This window comes from Corallococcus sp. bb12-1 (genome assembly GCF_026626765.1).
Classification (GTDB): Bacteria; Myxococcota; Myxococcia; order Myxococcales; family Myxococcaceae; genus Corallococcus; species Corallococcus terminator.
This window is the reverse complement of sequence record NZ_JAPNJZ010000028.1, coordinates 352773-372020: the sequence shown is the minus strand read 5'-3', so window position 1 is coordinate 372020 and position 19248 is coordinate 352773. Positions and strand designations below refer to the sequence as shown.

The window sequence follows — 19248 nt, the reverse complement described above, 5'->3', positions numbered from 1 at the left end:
GGCCCTGTCTCAGGCCCAGCGCAGGTGGCTGGGGACGATGACGATGCTCGCGGTCAGCTCGCACGCGGCGTCGTTCACCTCCAGCACCACCCGCACGCCCTCCACCGTCACCAGCAGCGAGGGCTGCTCGCTGTGCAGCGCCATCAGCCACGACGACGCCAGGGGCAGCTCCGTGGCCGCCAGCTCCGCGGCGCGCAGCAGGTGCACGCGCACCGCGTGGCGGACCGGATCCGGCAGCGCATGCAGCGAATAGAGGGACTCGTCCGGCAGGCGCAGCGTGTACGGCATGCGCGGCGGCTCGTACGTCCGGCGGGGCAGCTCGCGCAGGCGCTCCGAAAGCTCCGACACCAGCGTCTCCGGCCGCGACGGCTTGCGCAGGAAGCCCACCACCCCGCCCAGGGGCACTTCCGGGGGGCCGTTGGCGCTGGACATCATCATCACCGACAGGTGCCGCAGCCGCGCGTCCGTGCGCATCCGCCCGTACAGCTCCCATCCGTCCACGCGCGGCAGCATCAGGTCCAGCAGGACCAGGTCCGGGTGCTGGGCACGGGGCCGGTGGCGCAGCCAGCTCAACGCCTCCGCGCCGTCCGACACGAGCGACACCACGAAGCCCACTTCGCGCGCCGCCCGGCCCACGCCTTCCCGCCACGTCCGATCATCCTCGACGAGCAGCAGGTGGTGGATGCCCATGGCCATTCATGATTCGACATGCTTTCGCCTGACTTCTTGAAGCGGACCCACGTCCAACGGGCTCCCCAGCGTTGGTTGCCCGACATTATTGGGGGTGCACTGTTTCCCCAGGACGCTCGGGGCTGGACACCCGAAATAACCGTCAGGCTGTCTTGTTGCAGGCAGGGTGCAATGTGCACGTTGGGCCGCCATGGCCTACCGTTTCCGACTCGAACCCCAGGTGGTGCGCATGCTGTCGGCCTGCCCGACGGGGGTGCGCGAGCAGCTCCAGGAGGAATTGGGGGCGCTCGCCAGTCTGATGCCCCGGCGGCCGGTGCCCCTGCCGGGGCGGGAGGGCGCGGCGGTGCTGGCCTGTGGCTTCCAGGTCCGCTACCGGGTGGAACCGGGGGAGGGCCTGCTGCGGTTGACGACCCTGCAGCCGCTCGGGGTGGTGCCGCCGCCCGCTTCCTGAGGGCGGCGCACGCGGTCCTTGTGGCGGTGGTGGTGGGGCGCCTAAGTCGAGGGGTTCGTTTCGGTCCCCCTCCTTCCCATGAGCTTCCGCGCGTGACCCAGCCCCTGGCCGACTTTCTCTTCGAGTGCCGGAACGTCCTCCAGGACGCGTGGCTCCACGAAGCGCCGGGCTCCGGCGATGTCTTCGCCCGCGTGCTCGACGCCGTGGCGGCCCGGATGGCGAACCCCGGGGCCCAGGTCTCCGAGGAGTTCGCGCGGGAAGCGGCGCTCCTGCTGCGGGGGCCTGACGGGCGTCCCGTGGTGGCCGGCTACCGGCGCTTGCGGCAGACGGTGCTGCGGCTGTGGCGTGAGCGGTCCGGCGCGGACGCGGAGCCCGCCGAGGAGGAGGGCTTCCACGCGGCCGTGGACGCTGTGGAGGAGGCCGCGCTGGAGGCATACGTCCAGGGCCGCCTGGTGTCGGAGCGCGAAGCGGTGGAGGCGTCCGCCGGGCAGGAGGGCTCGGACGAGCCCGGGCCGAGACACTGGGAGGACATCTTCCTGCACCTGGGCGTGGGCGTGGGCGTGATGGGGCCGGAGGACACCACGCTCGTGTCGACGAACCCCGCGCTCGCGCGCATGCACGGCCAGCCCGCCGAGTCGCTGAAGGGGCTGCGGCTGGAGGACCTGGTGGCGCCCGAGTCGCGCGGCGCGCTGCCCCGGCACATGGCGGCCGTCGGCTCCAAGCTGTCGCACGAATACGAAGCGCTGCACCTGCGCCGCGACGGCAGCCGCTTCCCCGCCTTCGTGCACGTGACGTCCCTGCGCGACGCCACCGGCCGCCGCGTGGGCCGCGCCGCCACGGTGCTGGACATCACCGGCCGGCGCCAGGCGGAAGCGGAGCGGCAGCGGCTGCTCGCCACCATCGAGGCGGAGCGCTCGCGGCTGTCGGCGGTGTTGGACCAGTTGCCCGCGGGCGTGCTCATCGCGGAGGCCCCCAGCGGCCGGCTGCTGCTGGGAAACCGCGCGCTGGAGTCCCTGCTGGGCCATCCGTTCCGGCCCGCCTCCAGCGTCGCGGACTACGACGCGGCCCACCAGATGTTCAGCGCGGACAGCCAACTGTTGCCAGAGGACGCGTGGCCCATGGCGCGAGCGCTGCGCACCGGCGAGACGCGCACGGCGGAGCCCTTCCAGGTGCGGCGTCCGGACGGCACCACCGCGCACCTGCTGGGCTCCAGCGCGCCCGTGCGCGACCTGTCCGGCAACATCGTGGCGGGGGTCGTCACGCTGGTGGACGTCACCGAACGGCGGCGCGCGGAGGAGACGGCGCGCGAGGCGGCGCTGTTCGGCGAGCGGTTCATCGCCATCGTCAGCCACGACCTGCGCAACCCGCTCAACGCCATCCAGTTGTCCGCCACGAAGCTCTTGCACGGCGACGCACTGCCGGAGCGCGACCGCAAGGCCGTGTCGCGCATCGCCCGCTCCGGCGAGCGGATGGCGCGGATGATCTCCGAGCTGCTGGACTTCACCCGCGGCCGGCTGGGCGGCGGCATCCCCATCGACCGCGTGCCCGGCGACCTGCGCGCCGTGGTGCGCCAGGCGGTGGACGAGCTGGAGGCGGCGTGGCCCGAACGCTCGCTCACGTTCCAGCCCAGCCCCGGCTTCTACGAAGGCGCCTGGGACGCGGACCGGCTGCTCCAGGTGGTGAGCAACCTGGGCGGCAACGCGCTCCAGTACAGCCCGCCGGACTCCCCGGTCCGCTTCACGCTGACGGACCTGGGGGAGCAGGTGTCGCTGGAGGTGCACAACAGCGGAACGCCCATCCCACCGGACGTGCTGCCACACCTGTTCGACCCCTTCCGGCGCGGCGGCGGCAGCAACCCGCACGGCGGCCTGGGCCTGGGGCTCTACATCGTCGAACAGGTGGTGAAGGGGCACGGCGGGCGCATCGAGGTGCGCTCCCGCGCCGCGGAGGGCACCGTCTTCCGCGTCCTCCTGCCGCGCGGCGCCCTAATAGGCGGCGGCTAACTCGGAGCGCGAGCGATAGGGCTCCAGCGCGCGCATCAGGTCATCCAGGTCCAGCGGCTTCGGGATGGACGCCCGGATGCCCGTGGGGACCGGCCGCGTGGCGCCCGCGCCCGACACGACGATGACGGGCAGGCTCTTGAAGCGCGGCTCCTTCTGGATGCGCTCCATCAGCTCCCAGCCGCTCATCACCGGCATCATCAGGTCCAGCAGCATCACGTCCGGCAGGGGCTGGCGCCGCAGGCGCTCCCACGCGTGAAGGCCATTGCCGGCGACCTCGACGGCGAAGCCCTCCAGCGTGAGGAACTCCTCCAGCATCTCCCGGCTGTCGACATGGTCTTCCACGAGCAGGATGAGGCTTCGCATGGGGTTGCCAGCCTCCCCCCGCCCGGGTCCCTACGCAAAGTCCTTGCGTCCAGGGAACGTCCAACCCTGGACGGAAGGACTGTCCAATGTGAATCCGGTGGCACAGGGGGGCCTCCCGGGGCAGGGGGACCGCTGGGACCCAGGGGATGGGAAACGAGGATGGGGCCCCCCCTCCCACGCGCATCGGGCGCGGGAGGCGAAGGCCCCACCGGGTGCTTCAGGCGCAAGCCGTGCGGCTCAGCCCTTGTAGTGGTGCACGGACATGATGGGGTAGTTCATCGACGTCATGCTGATGCGCTGAGAGCCATCCGAGTTCACGTTGTTGGAGCCGATGAACTGGGCCTTGCCGTCCTTCCAGCCGGCGAACATCACCACGTGCTGGCCGCTGCCCACCTTCATGGAGACGACGTCGCCCGGCTTCGCGTCCTTGAGGTCCACGCGCTGGAAGTTCGGGTCGCGGTCCAGGTTTCCCTGGAGGGTCATCACGGAGGCGCTGTGCTGGCTGTCCTTGATCTGCCCGGCCTGCTCCAGGCACGCGGAGACGAAGTTGGCGCAGTTCACGTCGTTGGGGACCCAGTCCTCCATGTCCGCGCCCACGCCGCTGCCTTCCATCTTCAGCGAGCCGGCGTTCTTGCCCAGGTGCGACTGGGCAATCTCAAACGGGCTGCCACCGGGGCCGCGAGAGGCCGGGCCCGCGCCGCCCGGAGGCGCCGTCACGTTGCCCGCGCCGCTGGAGCCGCCCGTGCCGCCACCGGCCTTGGAACCGCTGCTGCCAGAGGTGCCGGGCTCGAAGGAGTCCTTGGAGCCGGGGATGTTCAGGCTCTTGCCGGCGTAGATGAGGTTCTTGTCCTTGATGTCCGGGTTGGCCTTCATCAGGTCGCCAACGCTGGTGTTGTAGCGCTTGGCCAGGGCCGAGAGGGTGTCGCCAGACTGGATGCGGTAGCTCATGTGGGGGGCTCCGGGTGGGAGCAGTGACCCGACCTCGGTCACCGGCTGCGATTGATTCCATTCTCGCCGTTCAAGAACCTGGGTTGCGTCCCCCACCTGCTTTTCCCTGAAAGCACGCACATGCAGGGGAAGGACACACCCTGGGCGGAATCCCCGTCACGAAAAGCCTCCGGACCGCCGACTTTTCCACCCCGGATGGATGCACGGGAGGGATGTCGCGGCGCGCAATTTCCCGGGATTTGCTAACGGCTCTGCGCGTCGTGCTTCTGGCGGGCGATGCGGCGGCTGAGGGCGTCCTGCTTCGCGTCGATGCGGGCGCGCTCGGCGGCGTCCAGGTGGCCGTCGTCACGGCGCTCCCGGCGGATCTCCCGCTGGAGGGCGTTGTTCTGGCGCTCCAGGCGCACGGCCTCGCGGCCGGTGAGTTCTCCGCCGCGCACGCCCTGATTGATGCGCTGCTGCTGGTTCACCTGCCGCCGGTCGGCCTCCGCGGCCATGGCGGGCAGCGCCACCGTCATCCCGAGCACCGCCGCGAGCATCCCCAGTCCGTTGCGCTTCATGGTGTTCCTCCTCGATGCGCGCCGACGTCGTTGCCGGCGCATCGTCCTTGGAGGGTTGAACCCGGCGCTCGCGCGGCGGTTGCGGGGGATTTTCCCAAGCTGGGTGGGTGGAGGTGGGCGGGCGCGGAGGGGGGAGCGTTGGACGGGGGATGGGGGGTGCGCGGGCCGCTTGAACCGGGTGGGAGGCCCTGCGCATGGTGGCGGGGTGACGACCATTGCTCATCCCGACTTCACGGCGGCGCGGTTTGGCGACTTCCCGGACGCGCGCTTCGAGCCAGCGCCCTCGGACGGCGTGCTGCCCGAGGGTTTCTTCACCACGACGAACCTGCCCACGTACGTGCGGGTGGACGGGCGGTGGCGGATGCCGCGCGAGCCGCGCATGGACGGGGCGCTGGTGTTGGACGCGCAGGGCGAGCTGTGGATTCGCGAGGGCCGGCGGGTGAAGGCGGGCGAGCGCGTGGTGGTGGGGCTCGCGGAGGACGGCCGCGAGGGCGTGTACGTGAACCTGGAGTACCTGGCCGAGGGCTCGGACGGCGAGTTCAAGTTCATGACGAGCCAGGTGTCGCGCGAGAAGCCCATCGACTACGGGCACATGGCGCGGCTGCTGGTGGAGGAGCGCGAGCGGGGCGGCTATCCCATCTGGGTGACGGGGCCGGCGCTGGTGCACTCGCGGGCGCGCGCGGACATGACGTGGTTCGTGACGAACGGTTTCGTGGGGGCGCTCCTGGCGGGCAACGCGGTGGCGGTGCACGACATCGAGGCGTCCATCTTCGGCACGACGTTGGGGATGAGCGGCGCGGGCGAGGCGACGTCCGGGGGCCACGGGCTGCACATGCGGGCCATCAACCGGGTGCGGCAGGCGGGCTCCATCGAGAAGGCGGTGGAGGCGGGCATCATCACCAACGGCATCATGCATGCGTGCGTGGTGCACAAGGTGCCGTTCGTGCTGACGGGGTCCATCCGGGATGACGGTCCGTTGCCGGACGTGGTGACGGACAACCTGGCAGCGCAGGACGCGATGCGCCGGCACGCGGTGAAGGCGACGATGGCGGTGCTCGTCGCCACGGCGCTGCACGCCATCGCGACGGGCAACATGCTGCCGGCGTTCGTGGTGGAGCAGGACGGCTCCTTGCGCGAGCTGCCCACCATCTGCGTGGATTCGTCCGAGTTCGTGGTGAGCAAGCTCAAGGACCGCGGCACGCACCAGGCGTTCGGCGTGGTGACCAACGCGCAGGACTTCATGCACATCCTGCGGCTGTACGTGGAGCGCGAGCTGGCGGCGCGCGCACTGCCTCCGAAGCCGGCGTAAGGGGCTTCAGCGCTGGCTGACGGCGGTGGACGCGGACTTCCAGGTGGCGCGGGACAGTCCGCCCTCGGTGCCGAAGAATGCGGAGTCGCCTTCCGGAAACACCGCGTACACGCGCGGATCCGCCAGACGGGGCAGGGCGTGCACCGAGCCGGTGCCCGCGTCGAAGTACGAAGCGCCGAGCAGCGTTCCCACCAGCGCCCCACCGGGCACGAGCGCGGTGGAGACGATGGCGGGGGAAGGCAGGCCGGCCGAGGTGCGCACGCGCGTCCACTTCGCGCCGTCGAAGTAGCTGAAGCCATCCTGGCAGGTGCCCGCGATGGCGCGCCCCTCCGCGTCGGCGGACAGCGCCGTCACCCAGTTGTCGGTGAGGTCGCGGCCGTCATGGAAGCGCTGCCAGCGCTCGCCATCCCAGCGCAAGAGGCCCCGGTCCTCGCTGCCCATCCACAGGAAGCGGCCGGAGCCCTCCGCGACGGACGGGTGTTCACTCCAGCCTTCGGGAAGGGGCAGCCGCTTCACCAGCGACAGGGGCGAACTGCTCGGAGCGACCACGGACACGCCGCGCCCATCCGCGAGCGCCACCCCGTCCGCCACCCGTGAAGCCCCGAGCACGGACAGCTTCCCGAGGGCCACGGGGTTGCGGCCACCGTAGGCCACCTGCGTCCACGTCTTCCCGTCATGGAAGCCCAGGCCATACGTGGTGGCGACATAGAGGTTCTGTCCATCGCTGGTGATGCCCAGCACTTGGTTGCTGGGAAGCGCGGGCGTGCGGACGGTCTGCCACCGGCCGTCATCGCGCTGCCAGCAAGCGCCCCGGTCGAACGTGCCCACGACGAGCCGGCCCTGATGCCGAGCGAGCGCGGTGATGTGATTGCCGCACAGCTGCCCGGTGGGCGTCACGCGGCGCCAGCCCTTGGCCTCGCGAAAGAAGACGCCCGAAGCGCGGGTGCCCACCCAGTCACCGTTCAACACGGTGGCGCCCGAGGGAACGCTCGACGCTGCATCGGAGGCACCCCACGCGCGCACGTCGCCGTGACTCCCGATGATGCGCACGCCGTGCTCCGTGACGGTGAACGACAAGGGGCCCGTGGGTACGGAGCCCACCGCCGCGAGGCGCCCGCGTGAGTCGATGGAGAACGCACCCTCGCTGGTGCCCACGTCCACGCCGTCGCGCGTATCGGAGAGGAAGCGCACCGGGCCCGGCAGTGCCCACGCGCGCGAGGTGCCCAGCTCGAACAGGCGACCCTCGGCGGTGCCGGCGAACCGAGGCGAGAACGCGGTGTACGTGGCGCCCGGAACCAGCACGGCGGCCAGCGACTCCAACCGGCTCACGTAGTCCGGCGTGCTCGCGTCCTCGGCGGCGGGCAGCGCCTGCCAGCGCACGTCCAGCACCGGAGTCACCTGGAAGCCTGCGTCCAGCGACACCAGCCCCTCATCGGTGGCCACGAAGAGTCGGTCGCCGGTGGACTCCATCGCGCGACAGAAGTGGCTGGGAAGGCCGTCCTCGACCGTGAGCACGCGCACGGAGCGGCCGGCGGGCGTGAACACCTCCAGGCCGCCCTCGGTGCACGCGACGACGTGGCCCCCGAAGGGCTCCACGTCGTGCACGGTCTCGGTGTTGGTGACGGTGGCCGCGAGGGCCAGGGCAGTGAGGGCGGAGAGCATCACGCCCGACCCTCATTGCGAACCCCGGGCCAACCCCACCACCCCTCCATCCCCAGGCAATGGCCTCCGGGTGTGTCTCCCGACGACCACACCCATGCGGCCCCAGGCCAGCGGAGGCGGTTCGGGGTGGCAGTGCCTGGAATGCTTCCGCGACCGGCTTTCAGGGTGGGCCTGTTGACCCTGTCGTCCTTTCGCGGGCTACTGCCGCACGGGGGAATGGGGCCGGGCCTCCGCAGGAGTCCACTGCATGCTGCGTTCTGTTTCTTCCCTGGCGAAGGTGCTCGCGCTTTTCGTCCTCTGTGCTTGTGCGGAGTCCGACCCGTGCGAGGACGTCGATTGCGGTCCGGGCCAGTGCGTGCCGTCCTCCGAACAGGCCGCGTGCAGTTGTCCCCAGGGCTACGTCCCGGCGGGCATGTCCTGCAAGCGGGATGTGCGCGAAGGGGATGACCATGGGGACTCCATCGAGGCCGCGACACCCGTGGAACCCATGGAGCCCCTCCAACGGGTTGCCGCGAACCTGGACAACATTGATGACGTGGACCTGTTCTCGTTCCACGTCACAGCCGGCCGCATCTACCGATTCAGCTGCCATGGAAGTAGGCCTGGCTACAACGCGACCTGCTTCGTCGCGCTCCTCGGAGCGGACGGGCTCACGTTGCCGGGCTCGGCGGGCTCAGGGGGGACGTCGTCCTTCCACGCGGCCGTGCTCGCCACGCAGGAGGGCACCGTGTACGCCCGCGTGAAGCCCTACTCCCGCTTCTCTTACGACCCCCCTTATGAGTACTCGCTGCTGGACCTGGGGCCGGACGACTTCGCGAACACCCTCACGGAAGCCACCCCGGTGCCCGTGGGCACCACCGTCTCGGGGAACATCGAGCCCGGCATCGATGTCGACGTCTTCGCGCTGGACGCCGTCGCGGGCCGCGCCTACCGGTTGAGTTGCAGGGGCTCCTCCTACAACAACTGCGCCATGCGAGTGCGCGGCCCCGGGGGCGAGGTCCTGTACCAGTCGCAGTTGTTCGAAGTGAAATGGAGGAGCGACACGTTCGACCTCCAGGGAGCGCAGGAAGGCCGTCATACGGTCGAGATGTTCTTCACCCCGGGGATCATCTTCAGCACCAACGTGGGTGACTACACCTTCTCTGTCGCCGACCTGGAGCCTTGACCCAGGCCCTCACCGCTCCGAAGGCCCGAAGGACGTGTCGCTACCGACCTTCGGGCCCCATCCGGAAGGAGGACTAGAACGACTCTTCCGGCACGTCCATCAGGTCCAGGTTGCCGTGCTCCACCATGCGCGCGGCGTGGGCGACGCCGGGCAGCACCTCGTGGCAGAACCAGCGCGCGCTGGCCACCTTGCCGCTGTAGAACGCCTTGTCACCGGGGTTGGACTTCATCCGCTCCAGCGCGACGGCGGCGTGGCGCACCAGCAGCCAGCCGATGACCACCTCCGCCACGGCGGCCAGCACGCGGTTGCCCTGGAAGCCCACGTGGTAGACGGACTCGCCCAGCTTGCCCATCAGCGTGCCGAGCATCGTCTCCAACTGCCCCAGCGCCTCCGCCAGCGCGGCGCGCTCGGTCTTCAGCTCTGGGCCGCCCTCTTCACCCTCGGCCGTCTCGCGGATGCGCGACAGCAGGCCCTGGAGCGTCGAGCCGCCATCCCGCGCGACCTTGCGCATCAGCAGGTCCAACGCCTGGATGTGCGTGGTGCCCTCGTAGAGCGAGTCGATCTTCTGGTCCCGGATGTACTGCTCCACCGGGTAGTCCGTCAGGTAGCCCGAACCGCCGTGCACCTGGAGCGACAGCGACAGCAACTCGTACGCCTTCTCCGAACAGTAGCCCTTCACCAGCGGCAGCAGCATGTCGTTGAGCACGTCCGCTTCGCCCGCCGCCGTGGAGCGGTGGCCGCCCTGCAACTCCACCTGGTCCTGCGCGGACGCGGTGAACAGACACAGCGCGCGCATGCCCTCCGCGTGCGCCTTCTGCGCCATCAACATGCGGCGCACGTCCGGATGTTGGAGGATGGTCACGCGCGGCGCGGTCTTGTCGCGCGCCTTCGCCAGGTCGCTGCCCTGCACGCGGTCCTTCGCGAACGCCAGCGCGCGGAAGTAGCCCGCGGACAGCGCGGCCATGGACTTGAGGCCCACCGCCATGCGCGCGTTCTCGATGATGTGGAACATCTGCCGGATGCCGTCGTGCACCTCGCCCAGCAGCAGGCCGCGCGTGGGCTTGCCGTCGCCGAACGTCAGCTCACAGGTGACGGACCCCTTCAGGCCCATCTTCTTCTCCAGCTTGGTGCACACGACGTTGTTGTGCTCACCCAGGCTGCCATCCTCGTTCACCCAGTACTTGGGCACCACGAACAGCGACAGGCCCTTGGTGCCCGGTGACGCGCCTTCCGGACGCGCCAGCACCATGTGGATGATGTTCTCCGCGATGTCCGACTCGCCGTTGGTGATGAAGCGCTTGACGCCTTCGATCTCCCACAGGTCGCCGTCCACGTGCCGCGCCTTGGTGCGCGCGGCGCCCACGTCGCTGCCAGCGTCGGGCTCGGTGAGCACCATGGAGCCGCTCCAGTTGCGCTCCAGCGAGTGCGGCAGGAAGCGCTTCTTCTGCGCGTCCGTGCCCAGCCGGTCGATGATGCGCGCCAGCAGATTGCCCAGCGTGAAGAAGGCCAGCGAGGCATTGGAGCCCAGCACCAATTCGAACGCAGCCCAGCCCAGCGACGGCGGCGCGCCCATGCCGCCCAGGTGCGAGGGCTGCTCCAGCAGGTGCATGCCGGCCTCGTGGAAGGACGCCATCGCGGCCTTGAGACCGGGGGGCAGCTTCACCTCGCCATTGATCAACTGGGGCGGGTTGTGCTCGGACTCATCGAAGCTCTTCGCCAGCTCCTCGGTGCAGACCTTCGAGAAGGCCTCCAGCGTCTGGCGGGCCGTCGCCTCGTCCAGGTCCCCGAAGGGCGCCTTGCCCAGCGACGTGCGGCCGATGTCCAGGAACTCGAAGAGGTTGAACTCAATATCGCGGAGGTTCGGCGTGTAGTGCAGGGACGACGACGACATCGGCAGGCTCCTCACGGTCGGCGCTAAAAACAGGCCCGCGCCAGATTCGGCGCGGGCACGGACGGGACCGTGAGGGTAACCGAGATTGATTCAGGGGTCAGTCGCGCCGCGAGTGGATGACGCGCAGCGTCTCACGGCGCTCGAAGCGGTTGCCGGCGGCGTCACGGGCGACGAACACCAGCTCATACGTTCCGGCCGGGGTGCCTTCTGGGACGACGAGCGACGTGGTGAAGCGCAGGCCGTCCTGCGACGTGAGCTGCTGCTGCTCGTCGCCGAACAGCTCGCCATACACGCTGACCTCCTTCGTGGCCTCCACCGCGTCCACGTCCAGCGTCAGGGTGTCACCGGGGGCAAGCTCCCGCTGGGAGAGGGCGACCTCGAAGTCGTTGCCCTTGGAGTCCAGGCGGTAGCGGACCTCGCTGCGCTGCACGGTTCCATCCGCCAGCTCCGTGATGAGGAACACCGTGTAGTAGCCGTCCGAGACGCCCAGCGGCACGAGGAACCGGCCGCGCCAGGCGCCGGACACCGCGTCGAACGTGAGCGGCTTCACGAGGCCGAAGGGGAAGTAGGCCGTGACGCGGCGGGCATCACGCGGGGCGCGCACGGAGATGATGGGGTCACCGGGAGGAATCTCCTCGCGGCTGAGCGAACCGGACACCATGCCGTCGGGGAGCTGCACGGGGACCAGCTCCTTCACCGTCTCGCCATTGGGGGCGGTGCGCGCCACCTGCTCCACCGCGACGAAGGACGTGAAGCGGCTCATCAGGTGGTACTCGAGCGCGGTGTTCGTGATGCCCTGCACGATGTCGGGCGTCTCGCCGCGGTAGCCCTGCACGGTGAGCTCCTCGATGCGCTGGCGGGCCCAGAGGCTCTTGAGCGCGTCGTGTTCCGGGGCGACCTCCGGGAAGTGCACGGGCACGTCGAAGTGGCGGACTTCACCGCGCACGCGGCCGGAGATGCGCAGCAGGCCGTCACCGGTGCCGGTGAACTTGCCCACGAGGAACAGCGGCTGGCCGGCGAAGAGGTCCGGCACGATCTTCGGGTACACGTCGGTGACGGGCAGGCCGTCGGTGCCGACGACGAGCGACGTAAGGACGGGGCCGCGCATGCGCTGCTCGAACTCGCGAGCCACTTCCTCTTCGGGGCGGTTGAGGTTGACGAAGGTGGAGGCACCCCGGCCGATTTCACCCATCTTCGAGATGAGGTAGCGGTTCACGCCGTTGCCCACGCCCGCGGAGAAGATGCGCGTCTGTTCGCGCAGGTGGGTCTGGAGCGTGTTGAGCACGAAGTCATCCCCGCCGATGAGGCCGTCGGTCATGAAGAGCACCATGCGCAGGCGGGCCGGATCGTTCTCCGGCACCATGGCTTCCTGCGCGGCGATGCGCACGTCGGTGCCGCCACCGCCCCAGAAGTTGGCGACGTAGGGCAGGGCGTTTTGGATGTTCTCCGGCGTGGCGGGGACGGCGGTGGGGGCGAACTTCGTCACCTGCGTGTCGAAGTTGAGGACCTGGAAGGTGTCCTCCGGCATCAGGTGGTGGAGCACCTCCTTCGTGATGGCCTTGGACTTCTCGATGGCGAGGCCGGACTGGGAGCAGGACGTGTCCAGGACCATGTACAGCTCGCGGGGGGTGATCTCCTTCTCGGTGGGAGCGAGCTGCGGGTTGAGCATCACCATGAAGTAGCCGTGGTCCGCGCCGGGGTCGCGGTGCATGAGGACGGCGGGGCGGATGAGCGCGTCGGCGACGACGTACTCCAGCGTGAAGTCCTTGTTGGGGATGCGGTCGTCGCGGCCCAGGCTGACGGTGGCGCGGGACTGGCGCTCGCGCTTCACCTCCACGCGGTGGGTGGTGGAGCGCAGCGACTGCACCGGAAGGCCCGCGTCCAGGCGCACGGTGAGCTGGATGTCATGGCCGCTGCGCATGTCGGACGGGAGCACGGGCGGAGTGATGCGGCTGGCGTCCGGGACGGTGGTGGTGTCCGGTTCGGTGCCTTCGCCCTGGCGCGTGGCGAGCGGTTCACCGCCGATGTAGCGGGGGCCGACGACCATGGGGAAGGTGAAGCGGTAGGTGCCCGCGTCGTAGGTGAGGCGCTCCACGTAGTGGATCCGCACGCGGATGGTTTCGCCGGGGAGGATGTTGGCGACAGACTGGGTGAAGATGTTGGGGCGCTCCTGGTCGAGCAGCGCGGCCGTCTTGCCCTCGGCCTTGGCGCGCTCATAGGTGTCGCGGGCCTGTTCACGGGTCTGGATGACGCCCTGGATGACGCGAGCGCCGACGTGCAGCTCCATGCCGTCCACCGCGGCCAGCTCCGGCAGTGGGAAGACGTAGAGCGCTTCGAGCGGCGAGGCGTAGGGGTTCTCGAACACCTGCGTCACGGTGACGGAGGCGAGGAAGCCACTGACCTCCGCGTCCACCTCCGTGTGCTTGAGGCTGAAAGTGCGGGTCGCGGTGTCCGGGCATCCGGTGTCCTCGGCCTGCTGCCGCAGCAGCGCCACGAGCGTGCCCTGGGACACGGCGCCCTGGCTGACAGGGGACGCCGGGGGAGGGCACGGGGTTTGGGCGAAGGCCGGAAGGGCCAGCAGACAGACGAAGAGCGTGGCGAGCGTGACTCGCATGGACGGGACCTTGGGTTTCAGGGTGTGCCGGGGGGCATTGCAGCCCCTGGGCCAACGCTCCGTGCCCCTGAAGCCCCTCGGAAGGACGGGGCGTGTGGGCCGCTCGGAGACACCTCGCGAGCGTCACCGTGGCTGCCAGGCCACACCCCGGAGGTCCCCGCCCTCGGCGTCAGCCGCGAGGCAGGGACGGCGCGGTGCGCTTCCACGCCTCGAGTTCCTGCACGCGCCCGAGCCAGGCCCGGAGGTTCGCGAAGTCGGAGATCGGCAGGCGCGCCGGACCGGCGAGGGCGAACGACGCGGCCAGGGAGAGGTCCGCGAGGGTCAGGCGCTCTTGCGCAACCCACGTCCTGCCCTCGAGGTGCGCGTCCAGGAGCTGCGCGTTCTGCGCGACGAGCGCCTCTCCCCGCGCGATCTCGGCGGGATCCGCCGGCCCGCGGCCCGTCTGCGCCTTCACGAAGTTCTCGAAGACGAGGATGGTGTTCGCCGGGGCCATGTGGGCCGAGCACCAGAAGAGCCAGCGGCTCACATCGGCGCGGCCATGCGCATCCGCAGGGAGCAGGGTCTGCCCCGGTGTCTTCTCGGTCAGGTACTGCATGATGGCGCGCGACTCCCAGAGCAGGAAACCGTCGTCGTCGAGGACCGGGACGCGCCCATTGGGGTTGAGCTTCAGGTGCGGCGCCCCGCGCTGCTCGCCCTTGGGCAGGTCGACCACGATGCGTTCGAGGGGCACGTCGAGGTGGGCGGCCACGAGCAGCACGCGGCGCGAGTTTCCGGACATGGGATGGAAATAGAGCTTCATGACAGTCCTCCTGGACCGCATCGGGTGGATGGGCAGAACCTGCCCTCCCGTTGTGACAGGGGAATGTCAGGTATCTTCTGACGGGCACGATTGTTCCGCACCTCCGCAGCCGTGACGGACGCACGAAGGCCCCCGGACCCGTGCTTCCGGTCCGAGGGCCTCCACGGTGCTCACAGGTGCGTCAGCCGCCCTTGAGCTGGAGCGTGGGCACCGCGCCCTCGCCCAGCACCAGGTGGACCTGACCCACCTTGGACGCGAGGTCCTTGTACGCCTCCAGTTCCTTGAGCCGCACCAGGAGCGGGTTCTCCGCCAGCACCTTCGCCGTCTGCGCCATGGACCGCGTGGCCGCCGTCTCTTCCCGGCGCATGATGACGTTGGCCTCCGCTTCCTTCTGCGCCTGGATGACCCGGTTGAGCAGCTCCTTCATCTCACCCGGCAGCACCACGTCCTTGATGCCGAACCGCAGCAGCTCCAGGCCCACGTTCTCCGCCCCCGCCTTCACCTGCGCGAACAGCGAATCCGCCACCGCCTCTCGCGACGCCAGCAGCTCATCCAGCGTGCGGGTGGCCACCGCCTCCCGTGACGCCAACTGCATCGCCAGGTACAGCACGTCATCCGGCGCGCGTGACACCACCGACAGCCGGCGCGCGTCCGCCACGCGGAACGCCGCGGACAGGTTGAGCCGCAGCGACACGCGGTCCTTCGTCATCACCTCCTGGCCGGTGACGTGGAGCAGCCGCTCGCGCAGGTCGATGACCGCGAACTGCACCTTGTGCACCACCGTCCACGCCGCGTGACGGCCCGGAGGCAGCACGGTATCCAGCACGCCGTCCACGTACCGCAGCGCCACGCTGCCCTCGGTGGCGATGCACTCCGTGTAGTCGGTGGAAGGAATGAGCGCGCGCACCTCGTCGCTCGGCGGCGAGGTCATCACCCCGGACACGTCCACGCGCTCCACCTTCACGGTCGGCGTTTCGGGCCGACCGGTACGACCGGGCAGCCGCTGCGCCGTCCACACCTGGTGCTGACCCCGCTTCAGCCACTGCACCGGCTGGCCGTGATGGAAGAGGATGGCCCGCTCGTCCGCGGCCAGCTCCACCACCTCGAGGTCCTTCTCCGGCACCAACGCGAGCTTCGCCTCGTCCAGTCGGATCAGCGGCTGCTCAATCGAAACGCGCTCGAAGCGGACGTGCTGGAAGGGACGCACCACCCAGTGCCGACCCGGCCCCAGGTACTGCTCCGCCCGCCCGTTCACCACGACGAACAGCCGCTCGTTCTGCGCCACTTCGACCCGACCGATGCTCATGACACGCCACTCCTGTTGCCTCCCGCGAAGGGGAGGGTGCTGCGAAAAGGAAGAAAGGATCCGAACAAGAAAGGAACCCCGCCGCTCACGGGCGCTTCACGCGGACAGTCCGTCCAGACCGCATCCCACCGTCCGCGCGTTCGCACCGGATGCCGGTCACGGACGGCGACCGGAGCGTTCCGCGAGCTGCACGGAAGCCTCCAGAAGCCCTGGTGACCGACCAGGATGCGACGAGGAGAGGGAGGACGCGGTGGACCCGCGCTGACACCAGCGAAACGACGGGGTCCCAGCGAACGAAGGAATCGAACCTTCGACACAGAGAGTTGGAGTCTCTTGCTCTACCAGTGAGCTAGTTCGGGTGACGTCCGGGTAAGGGACATCGTTCATGCACGCCTGTCGTTAGCGCGCGAACGGTCGACCTCCGATGGTGGGGGAATGCGCGGAAGCGATGGCCTTGAAGTACGTCCGAATCCCGTGCCCCGGCGCAGAGCGCCGCTGCCTGGAATCGGAAGCCTCGGGCCAGCCCCGTGCACCCCCTGAAGCGCCGACGGGAGCACCAGACGCGGGCCGCGAAAAAGCCTGACAAGCCCCCGCGAAACTCAGCCCCGCGTCACGTCCCACCAGCCGAACCACATCACGCGCTCCTCCGCGAGAATCTCCCAGCCGGGAGCGTGCACGTAGCCTCCCACCCGCAGGCCTGCGGCCTCCAGCGCGCGCACCGTCTCCTCGGAGGACCACAGATGCAGCGTCACCACGGAGTCCGCCGTGCCCACCTGTCGCGTGGGGTGCTCGTGAGCCTCCACACCGGGCCTGCGCTCCAGCACCGTGAACAGCATCCGTCCACCGGGCTTTAGCGCCCGGGCCAGATGCCCCAGCACGCGCGTCAGGTCGTCACAGAAGTCCAGGCACCCAATCGCCAGCGCTACATCGAAGAGCCCCAGGTCCTCCGGCACCGGCTCCAGGTAGCTGTGCACGCGCCACGTGCCCGAAGGCCGCGAACGCTTCGCCAGCTCCAGCATCTCCGGCGCCAGGTCCAGGCCCACCACATCCACGGACGCATCCAAGGAGCGCGTGTGCAGACCGGGCCCGCAGCCCACGTCCAGCACGCGCATCCCCGGGGCCACCGCCTCCGCGAGGAATCTCTCCACGCGATCGCCGTAGCGGTGCAGCGCGGGGTAGAGCACCTCGTAGGCAGAGGCGATCTCCCCGTACACCCTCGCGACGGCGGATCCGCTGGATCCCTTTTCAGTCCCGGGTGTTCCGCCGTCCGCTTCATCCACCATGGCGCGCACCGCCGCACGGTATCACAGCGTGTTGTTGCCCCCGCTCTTGCGGAACACCGCGAGCGACCGCCCGGCCATGTCGAACTTGCCCGGCTTCATCTCCTCGTCGCCGCGCTTGTCGTCCGCCGTGTACAGCTCCAGCATCCACTTCCCGCCCTCACCCACCGGCGGCACCGTGAAGGCCACCGTGTCGTGGTGCGCGTTGAGCAGCACCAGCAGCGAGTCCCCGCTGACGCGCTGGCCGCGCTCGTCCGGCGTGGGGATGGCGTCGCCACCCAGCAGGTACGCCAGTGAGCGCACGAAGGGCTTCTGCCAGTCCTCCGGACCCATCTCCGTGCCGTCCGGACGGAACCACGCCAGGTCCTTGTGCTCGGAGTCCCACAGGTGTTCGCCCTGGAAGAAGCGGCGGCGCTGCAACACCGGCTGCCCGTGGCGGAAGTGGATCAGCTTGCGCGTGAACGCGAGCATGTCCTGCTTCGTCGAATCCAGGTCCCAGTCCACCCACGAAAGCTCGTTGTCCTGGCAGTAGGCGTTGTTGTTGCCCTTCTGCGTGCGGCCCATCTCGTCGCCCGCGACAATCATCGGCACGCCGTTGGACATGAAGAGCGATGCCAGGAGATTTCGCTTCTGGCGCTCGCGCAGGGAGATGATGCCCTTGTCGTCCGTCTCTCCCTCCACGCCGCAGTTCCAGGCTTGGTTGTCATCCGCGCCGTCGCGGTTGTGCTCGCCGTTGGCCTCGTTGTGCTTGGAGCTGTACGTCACCAGGTCGTGCAGCGTGAATCCGTCGTGCGCGGTGACGAAGTTGATGCTCGCCTGGGGACGCCGTCGCGCCGCCGCGAACAGGTCCGCGCTGCCCGTGAGCCGGTAGCCGACCTCCGACGCCTGGTTCTCGTCGCCCTTCCAGTACTTGCGCAGCGCGTCCCGGTACTTGCCGTTCCACTCGTGCCACGGCGATGGGAAACCGCCCACCTGGTAGCCGCCCATGCCCACGTCCCATGGCTCCGCGATGAGCTTCACGCGGCTGAGCACCGGGTCCTGGTTGATGATCTGGAAGATGGGCGCGTTCGGGTCGTAGCCACCCTTGTCCACGCGCCCCATCACCGTGGCCAGGTCGAAGCGGAACCCGTCCACGTGCATCTCCTCCACCCAGTAGCGCAGCGAGTCCACCACGAAGCGCGCCGTCTGCGGGTTGGAGGTGTTGATGCTGTTGCCGCACCCGGTGAAGTCCAGGTAGTGCCGCGCCTCCGGCATCGTCCAATAGTACGACGCGTTGTCGATACCCTTGAACGACAGCGTGGGCCCCAGGTGATTGCCCTCGCACGTGTGGTTGTAGACCACGTCGAGAATCACTTCGATGCCCGCCGCGTGCAGCGACTTCACCATCGACTTGAACTCCGCCACCGCGCCGCCCGGTGTCTTGCGGCTGGCGTAGCGCTGCTCGGGCGAGAAGTAGTTCAGCGTGCTGTAGCCCCAGTAATTCGACAGGCCCTTGTCGTTGAGGAACGAGTCGTCCGCGAACTCGAACACCGGCAACAGCTCCACCGACGTCACACCCAGCTTCTGGAGGTGCTCGATGATGGCCGGCGAGCCCAGGCCCGCGTACGTGCCGCGCTGGTGCTCCGGCACGCCCGGGTGCTTCATCGTGAGGCCGCGCACGTGCGCTTCGTAGATGACCGTCTTGCGCCAGGGGATGTCCAGGCGCCGGTCATTGCCCCAGTCGAAGAAGTCGCTCACCACCACGCTCTTCGGCATGCCGGCGGCGCTGTCGCGCTCGTCGCGCATCAGGTCCTTCTTCGGATGCTCCAGCGGGTAGCCGAACACCGGCTGCTTCCAGTCCACCGCGCCGTGCAGCGCCTTCGCGTAGGGGTCCACCAGCAGCTTGTGCGGGTTGCAGCGGTGGCCCTTCTCCGGCTCGTAGGGGCCGTGCACGCGCAGGCCGTACAACGTCCCGGGCTCCAGCTCCGGCACGTAGCCGTGCCAGACGAACTCCGTGTTCACGGGCAGGTCGAAGCGCTCAAGCTCCTTCGTCGGGTCCGCCTTGTCGAACAGGCAGACTTCCACCCGGGTGGCCACCTGCGAGTACACCGCGAAGTTGGTTCCCGAACCGTCGAAGGTCGCGCCGCGCGGCCAGGGTTTGCCCGGCCAGATCTCCCGCTTGCTGCTCATGGGTATCACTCGATTCCGTGGGGATGATGCCGGCGGAATGT

The 19248-nt window shown here is 69.4% G+C and carries 15 protein-coding genes and 1 tRNA gene; 4 read left to right on the top strand and 12 right to left on the bottom strand.

The features are described from left to right. Positions 1-9: 9 nt before the first annotated feature. Positions 10-696, bottom strand: a complete 687-nt coding sequence (locus tag OV208_RS35430) for a response regulator (protein WP_267578350.1) — start codon at positions 694-696, stop codon at positions 10-12. A 184-nt stretch (positions 697-880) separates the two neighbouring features. On the opposite strand from OV208_RS35430, the gene OV208_RS35425 reads away from it, so the two are divergent. Together OV208_RS35425 and OV208_RS35420 are read left to right on the top strand one after the other, a co-directional pair. Further along, on the top strand, positions 881-1141 hold the full coding sequence (locus tag OV208_RS35425) for a hypothetical protein (RefSeq protein WP_267578349.1): 261 nt from the start codon (positions 881-883) through the stop codon (positions 1139-1141). Between the two features lie 92 nt (positions 1142-1233). Continuing rightward, positions 1234-3144 (top strand): PAS domain-containing sensor histidine kinase, encoded by a 1911-nt coding sequence (locus OV208_RS35420; protein WP_267578348.1) that lies wholly within the window; start codon positions 1234-1236, stop codon positions 3142-3144. Here the strand turns inward: OV208_RS35420 and OV208_RS35415 are convergent. The 3 genes from OV208_RS35415 to OV208_RS35405 form a co-directional block, all read right to left on the bottom strand. Then, positions 3127-3507, bottom strand: coding sequence for a response regulator (locus OV208_RS35415; RefSeq protein WP_267578347.1), 381 nt, complete (start codon positions 3505-3507; stop codon positions 3127-3129). The two genes, OV208_RS35420 and OV208_RS35415, sit on opposite strands and share 18 nt — an antisense overlap. A 237-nt stretch (positions 3508-3744) precedes the next feature. After that, positions 3745-4455, bottom strand: a complete 711-nt coding sequence (locus OV208_RS35410) for a LysM peptidoglycan-binding domain-containing protein (protein WP_267578346.1) — start codon at positions 4453-4455, stop codon at positions 3745-3747. A 242-nt stretch (positions 4456-4697) separates the two neighbouring features. Beyond that, positions 4698-5012 (bottom strand): hypothetical protein, encoded by a 315-nt coding sequence (locus OV208_RS35405; protein WP_267578345.1) that lies wholly within the window; start codon positions 5010-5012, stop codon positions 4698-4700. A 205-nt stretch (positions 5013-5217) separates the two neighbouring features. On the opposite strand from OV208_RS35405, the gene OV208_RS35400 reads away from it, so the two are divergent. Continuing rightward, positions 5218-6321, top strand: a complete 1104-nt coding sequence (locus OV208_RS35400) for a hypothetical protein (protein WP_267578344.1) — start codon at positions 5218-5220, stop codon at positions 6319-6321. Positions 6322-6327: 6 nt separating this feature from the next. Here OV208_RS35400 and OV208_RS35395 read toward each other — a convergent pair whose 3' ends face one another. Beyond that, positions 6328-7986 (bottom strand): ligand-binding sensor domain-containing protein, encoded by a 1659-nt coding sequence (locus OV208_RS35395; protein WP_267578343.1) that lies wholly within the window; start codon positions 7984-7986, stop codon positions 6328-6330. 244 nt (positions 7987-8230) lie between these two features. Here OV208_RS35395 and OV208_RS35390 point away from each other — a divergent pair, with 244 nt between their 5' ends. Then, positions 8231-9148: a hypothetical protein gene (locus OV208_RS35390; RefSeq protein ID WP_267578342.1), complete on the top strand. Its 918-nt coding sequence runs from the start codon at positions 8231-8233 to the stop codon at positions 9146-9148. Between the two features lie 73 nt (positions 9149-9221). On the opposite strand, the gene OV208_RS35385 is transcribed toward OV208_RS35390, so the two are convergent. The 7 genes from OV208_RS35385 to glgX form a co-directional block, all read right to left on the bottom strand. Beyond that, positions 9222-11039, bottom strand: a complete 1818-nt coding sequence (locus OV208_RS35385) for an acyl-CoA dehydrogenase (protein WP_267578341.1) — start codon at positions 11037-11039, stop codon at positions 9222-9224. Positions 11040-11136: 97 nt separating this feature from the next. Continuing rightward, positions 11137-13653 carry a VIT domain-containing protein gene (locus OV208_RS35380; RefSeq protein WP_267578340.1) on the bottom strand — a complete coding sequence of 839 codons (2517 nt, stop codon included), beginning with the start codon at positions 13651-13653 and terminating at the stop codon, positions 11137-11139. A 169-nt stretch (positions 13654-13822) separates the two neighbouring features. Then, complete coding sequence (locus OV208_RS35375) at positions 13823-14452, bottom strand: glutathione S-transferase family protein (protein WP_267578339.1); 630 nt, start codon at positions 14450-14452, stop codon at positions 13823-13825. Positions 14453-14633: 181 nt separating this feature from the next. After that, positions 14634-15758 carry a slipin family protein gene (locus OV208_RS35370; protein ID WP_267578338.1) on the bottom strand — a complete coding sequence of 375 codons (1125 nt, stop codon included), beginning with the start codon at positions 15756-15758 and terminating at the stop codon, positions 14634-14636. Between the two features lie 287 nt (positions 15759-16045). Then, positions 16046-16115, bottom strand: a tRNA-Trp gene (locus tag OV208_RS35365). Between the two features lie 242 nt (positions 16116-16357). Next, positions 16358-17041 (bottom strand): class I SAM-dependent methyltransferase, encoded by a 684-nt coding sequence (locus tag OV208_RS35360; RefSeq protein WP_267578337.1) that lies wholly within the window; start codon positions 17039-17041, stop codon positions 16358-16360. A 21-nt stretch (positions 17042-17062) separates the two neighbouring features. Then, entirely contained in the window at positions 17063-19207 is a 2145-nt protein-coding gene (gene glgX, locus OV208_RS35355; protein ID WP_267578336.1) for a glycogen debranching protein GlgX, read from the bottom strand. Positions 19208-19248 lie beyond the last annotated feature (41 nt).

What these genes read in the sequence shown, in the direction of transcription:
- OV208_RS35405 (WP_267578345.1), bottom strand. Translation starts at nt 5,012, where the DNA reads ATGAAGCGCAACGGACTGGGGATGCTCGCGGCGGTGCTCGGGATGACG.
- OV208_RS35370 (WP_267578338.1), bottom strand. Translation starts at nt 15,758, where the DNA reads ATGAGCATCGGTCGGGTCGAAGTGGCGCAGAACGAGCGGCTGTTCGTC.
- OV208_RS35385 (WP_267578341.1), bottom strand. Translation starts at nt 11,039, where the DNA reads ATGTCGTCGTCGTCCCTGCACTACACGCCGAACCTCCGCGATATTGAG.
- OV208_RS35410 (WP_267578346.1), bottom strand. Translation starts at nt 4,455, where the DNA reads ATGAGCTACCGCATCCAGTCTGGCGACACCCTCTCGGCCCTGGCCAAG.
- OV208_RS35360 (WP_267578337.1), bottom strand. Translation starts at nt 17,041, where the DNA reads ATGGTGGATGAAGCGGACGGCGGAACACCCGGGACTGAAAAGGGATCC.
- OV208_RS35390 (WP_267578342.1), top strand. Translation starts at nt 8,231, where the DNA reads ATGCTGCGTTCTGTTTCTTCCCTGGCGAAGGTGCTCGCGCTTTTCGTC.
- OV208_RS35425 (WP_267578349.1), top strand. Translation starts at nt 881, where the DNA reads ATGGCCTACCGTTTCCGACTCGAACCCCAGGTGGTGCGCATGCTGTCG.
- OV208_RS35430 (WP_267578350.1), bottom strand. Translation starts at nt 696, where the DNA reads ATGGCCATGGGCATCCACCACCTGCTGCTCGTCGAGGATGATCGGACG.
- OV208_RS35380 (WP_267578340.1), bottom strand. Translation starts at nt 13,653, where the DNA reads ATGCGAGTCACGCTCGCCACGCTCTTCGTCTGTCTGCTGGCCCTTCCG.
- OV208_RS35415 (WP_267578347.1), bottom strand. Translation starts at nt 3,507, where the DNA reads ATGCGAAGCCTCATCCTGCTCGTGGAAGACCATGTCGACAGCCGGGAG.
- OV208_RS35375 (WP_267578339.1), bottom strand. Translation starts at nt 14,452, where the DNA reads ATGAAGCTCTATTTCCATCCCATGTCCGGAAACTCGCGCCGCGTGCTG.
- glgX (WP_267578336.1), bottom strand. Translation starts at nt 19,207, where the DNA reads ATGAGCAGCAAGCGGGAGATCTGGCCGGGCAAACCCTGGCCGCGCGGC.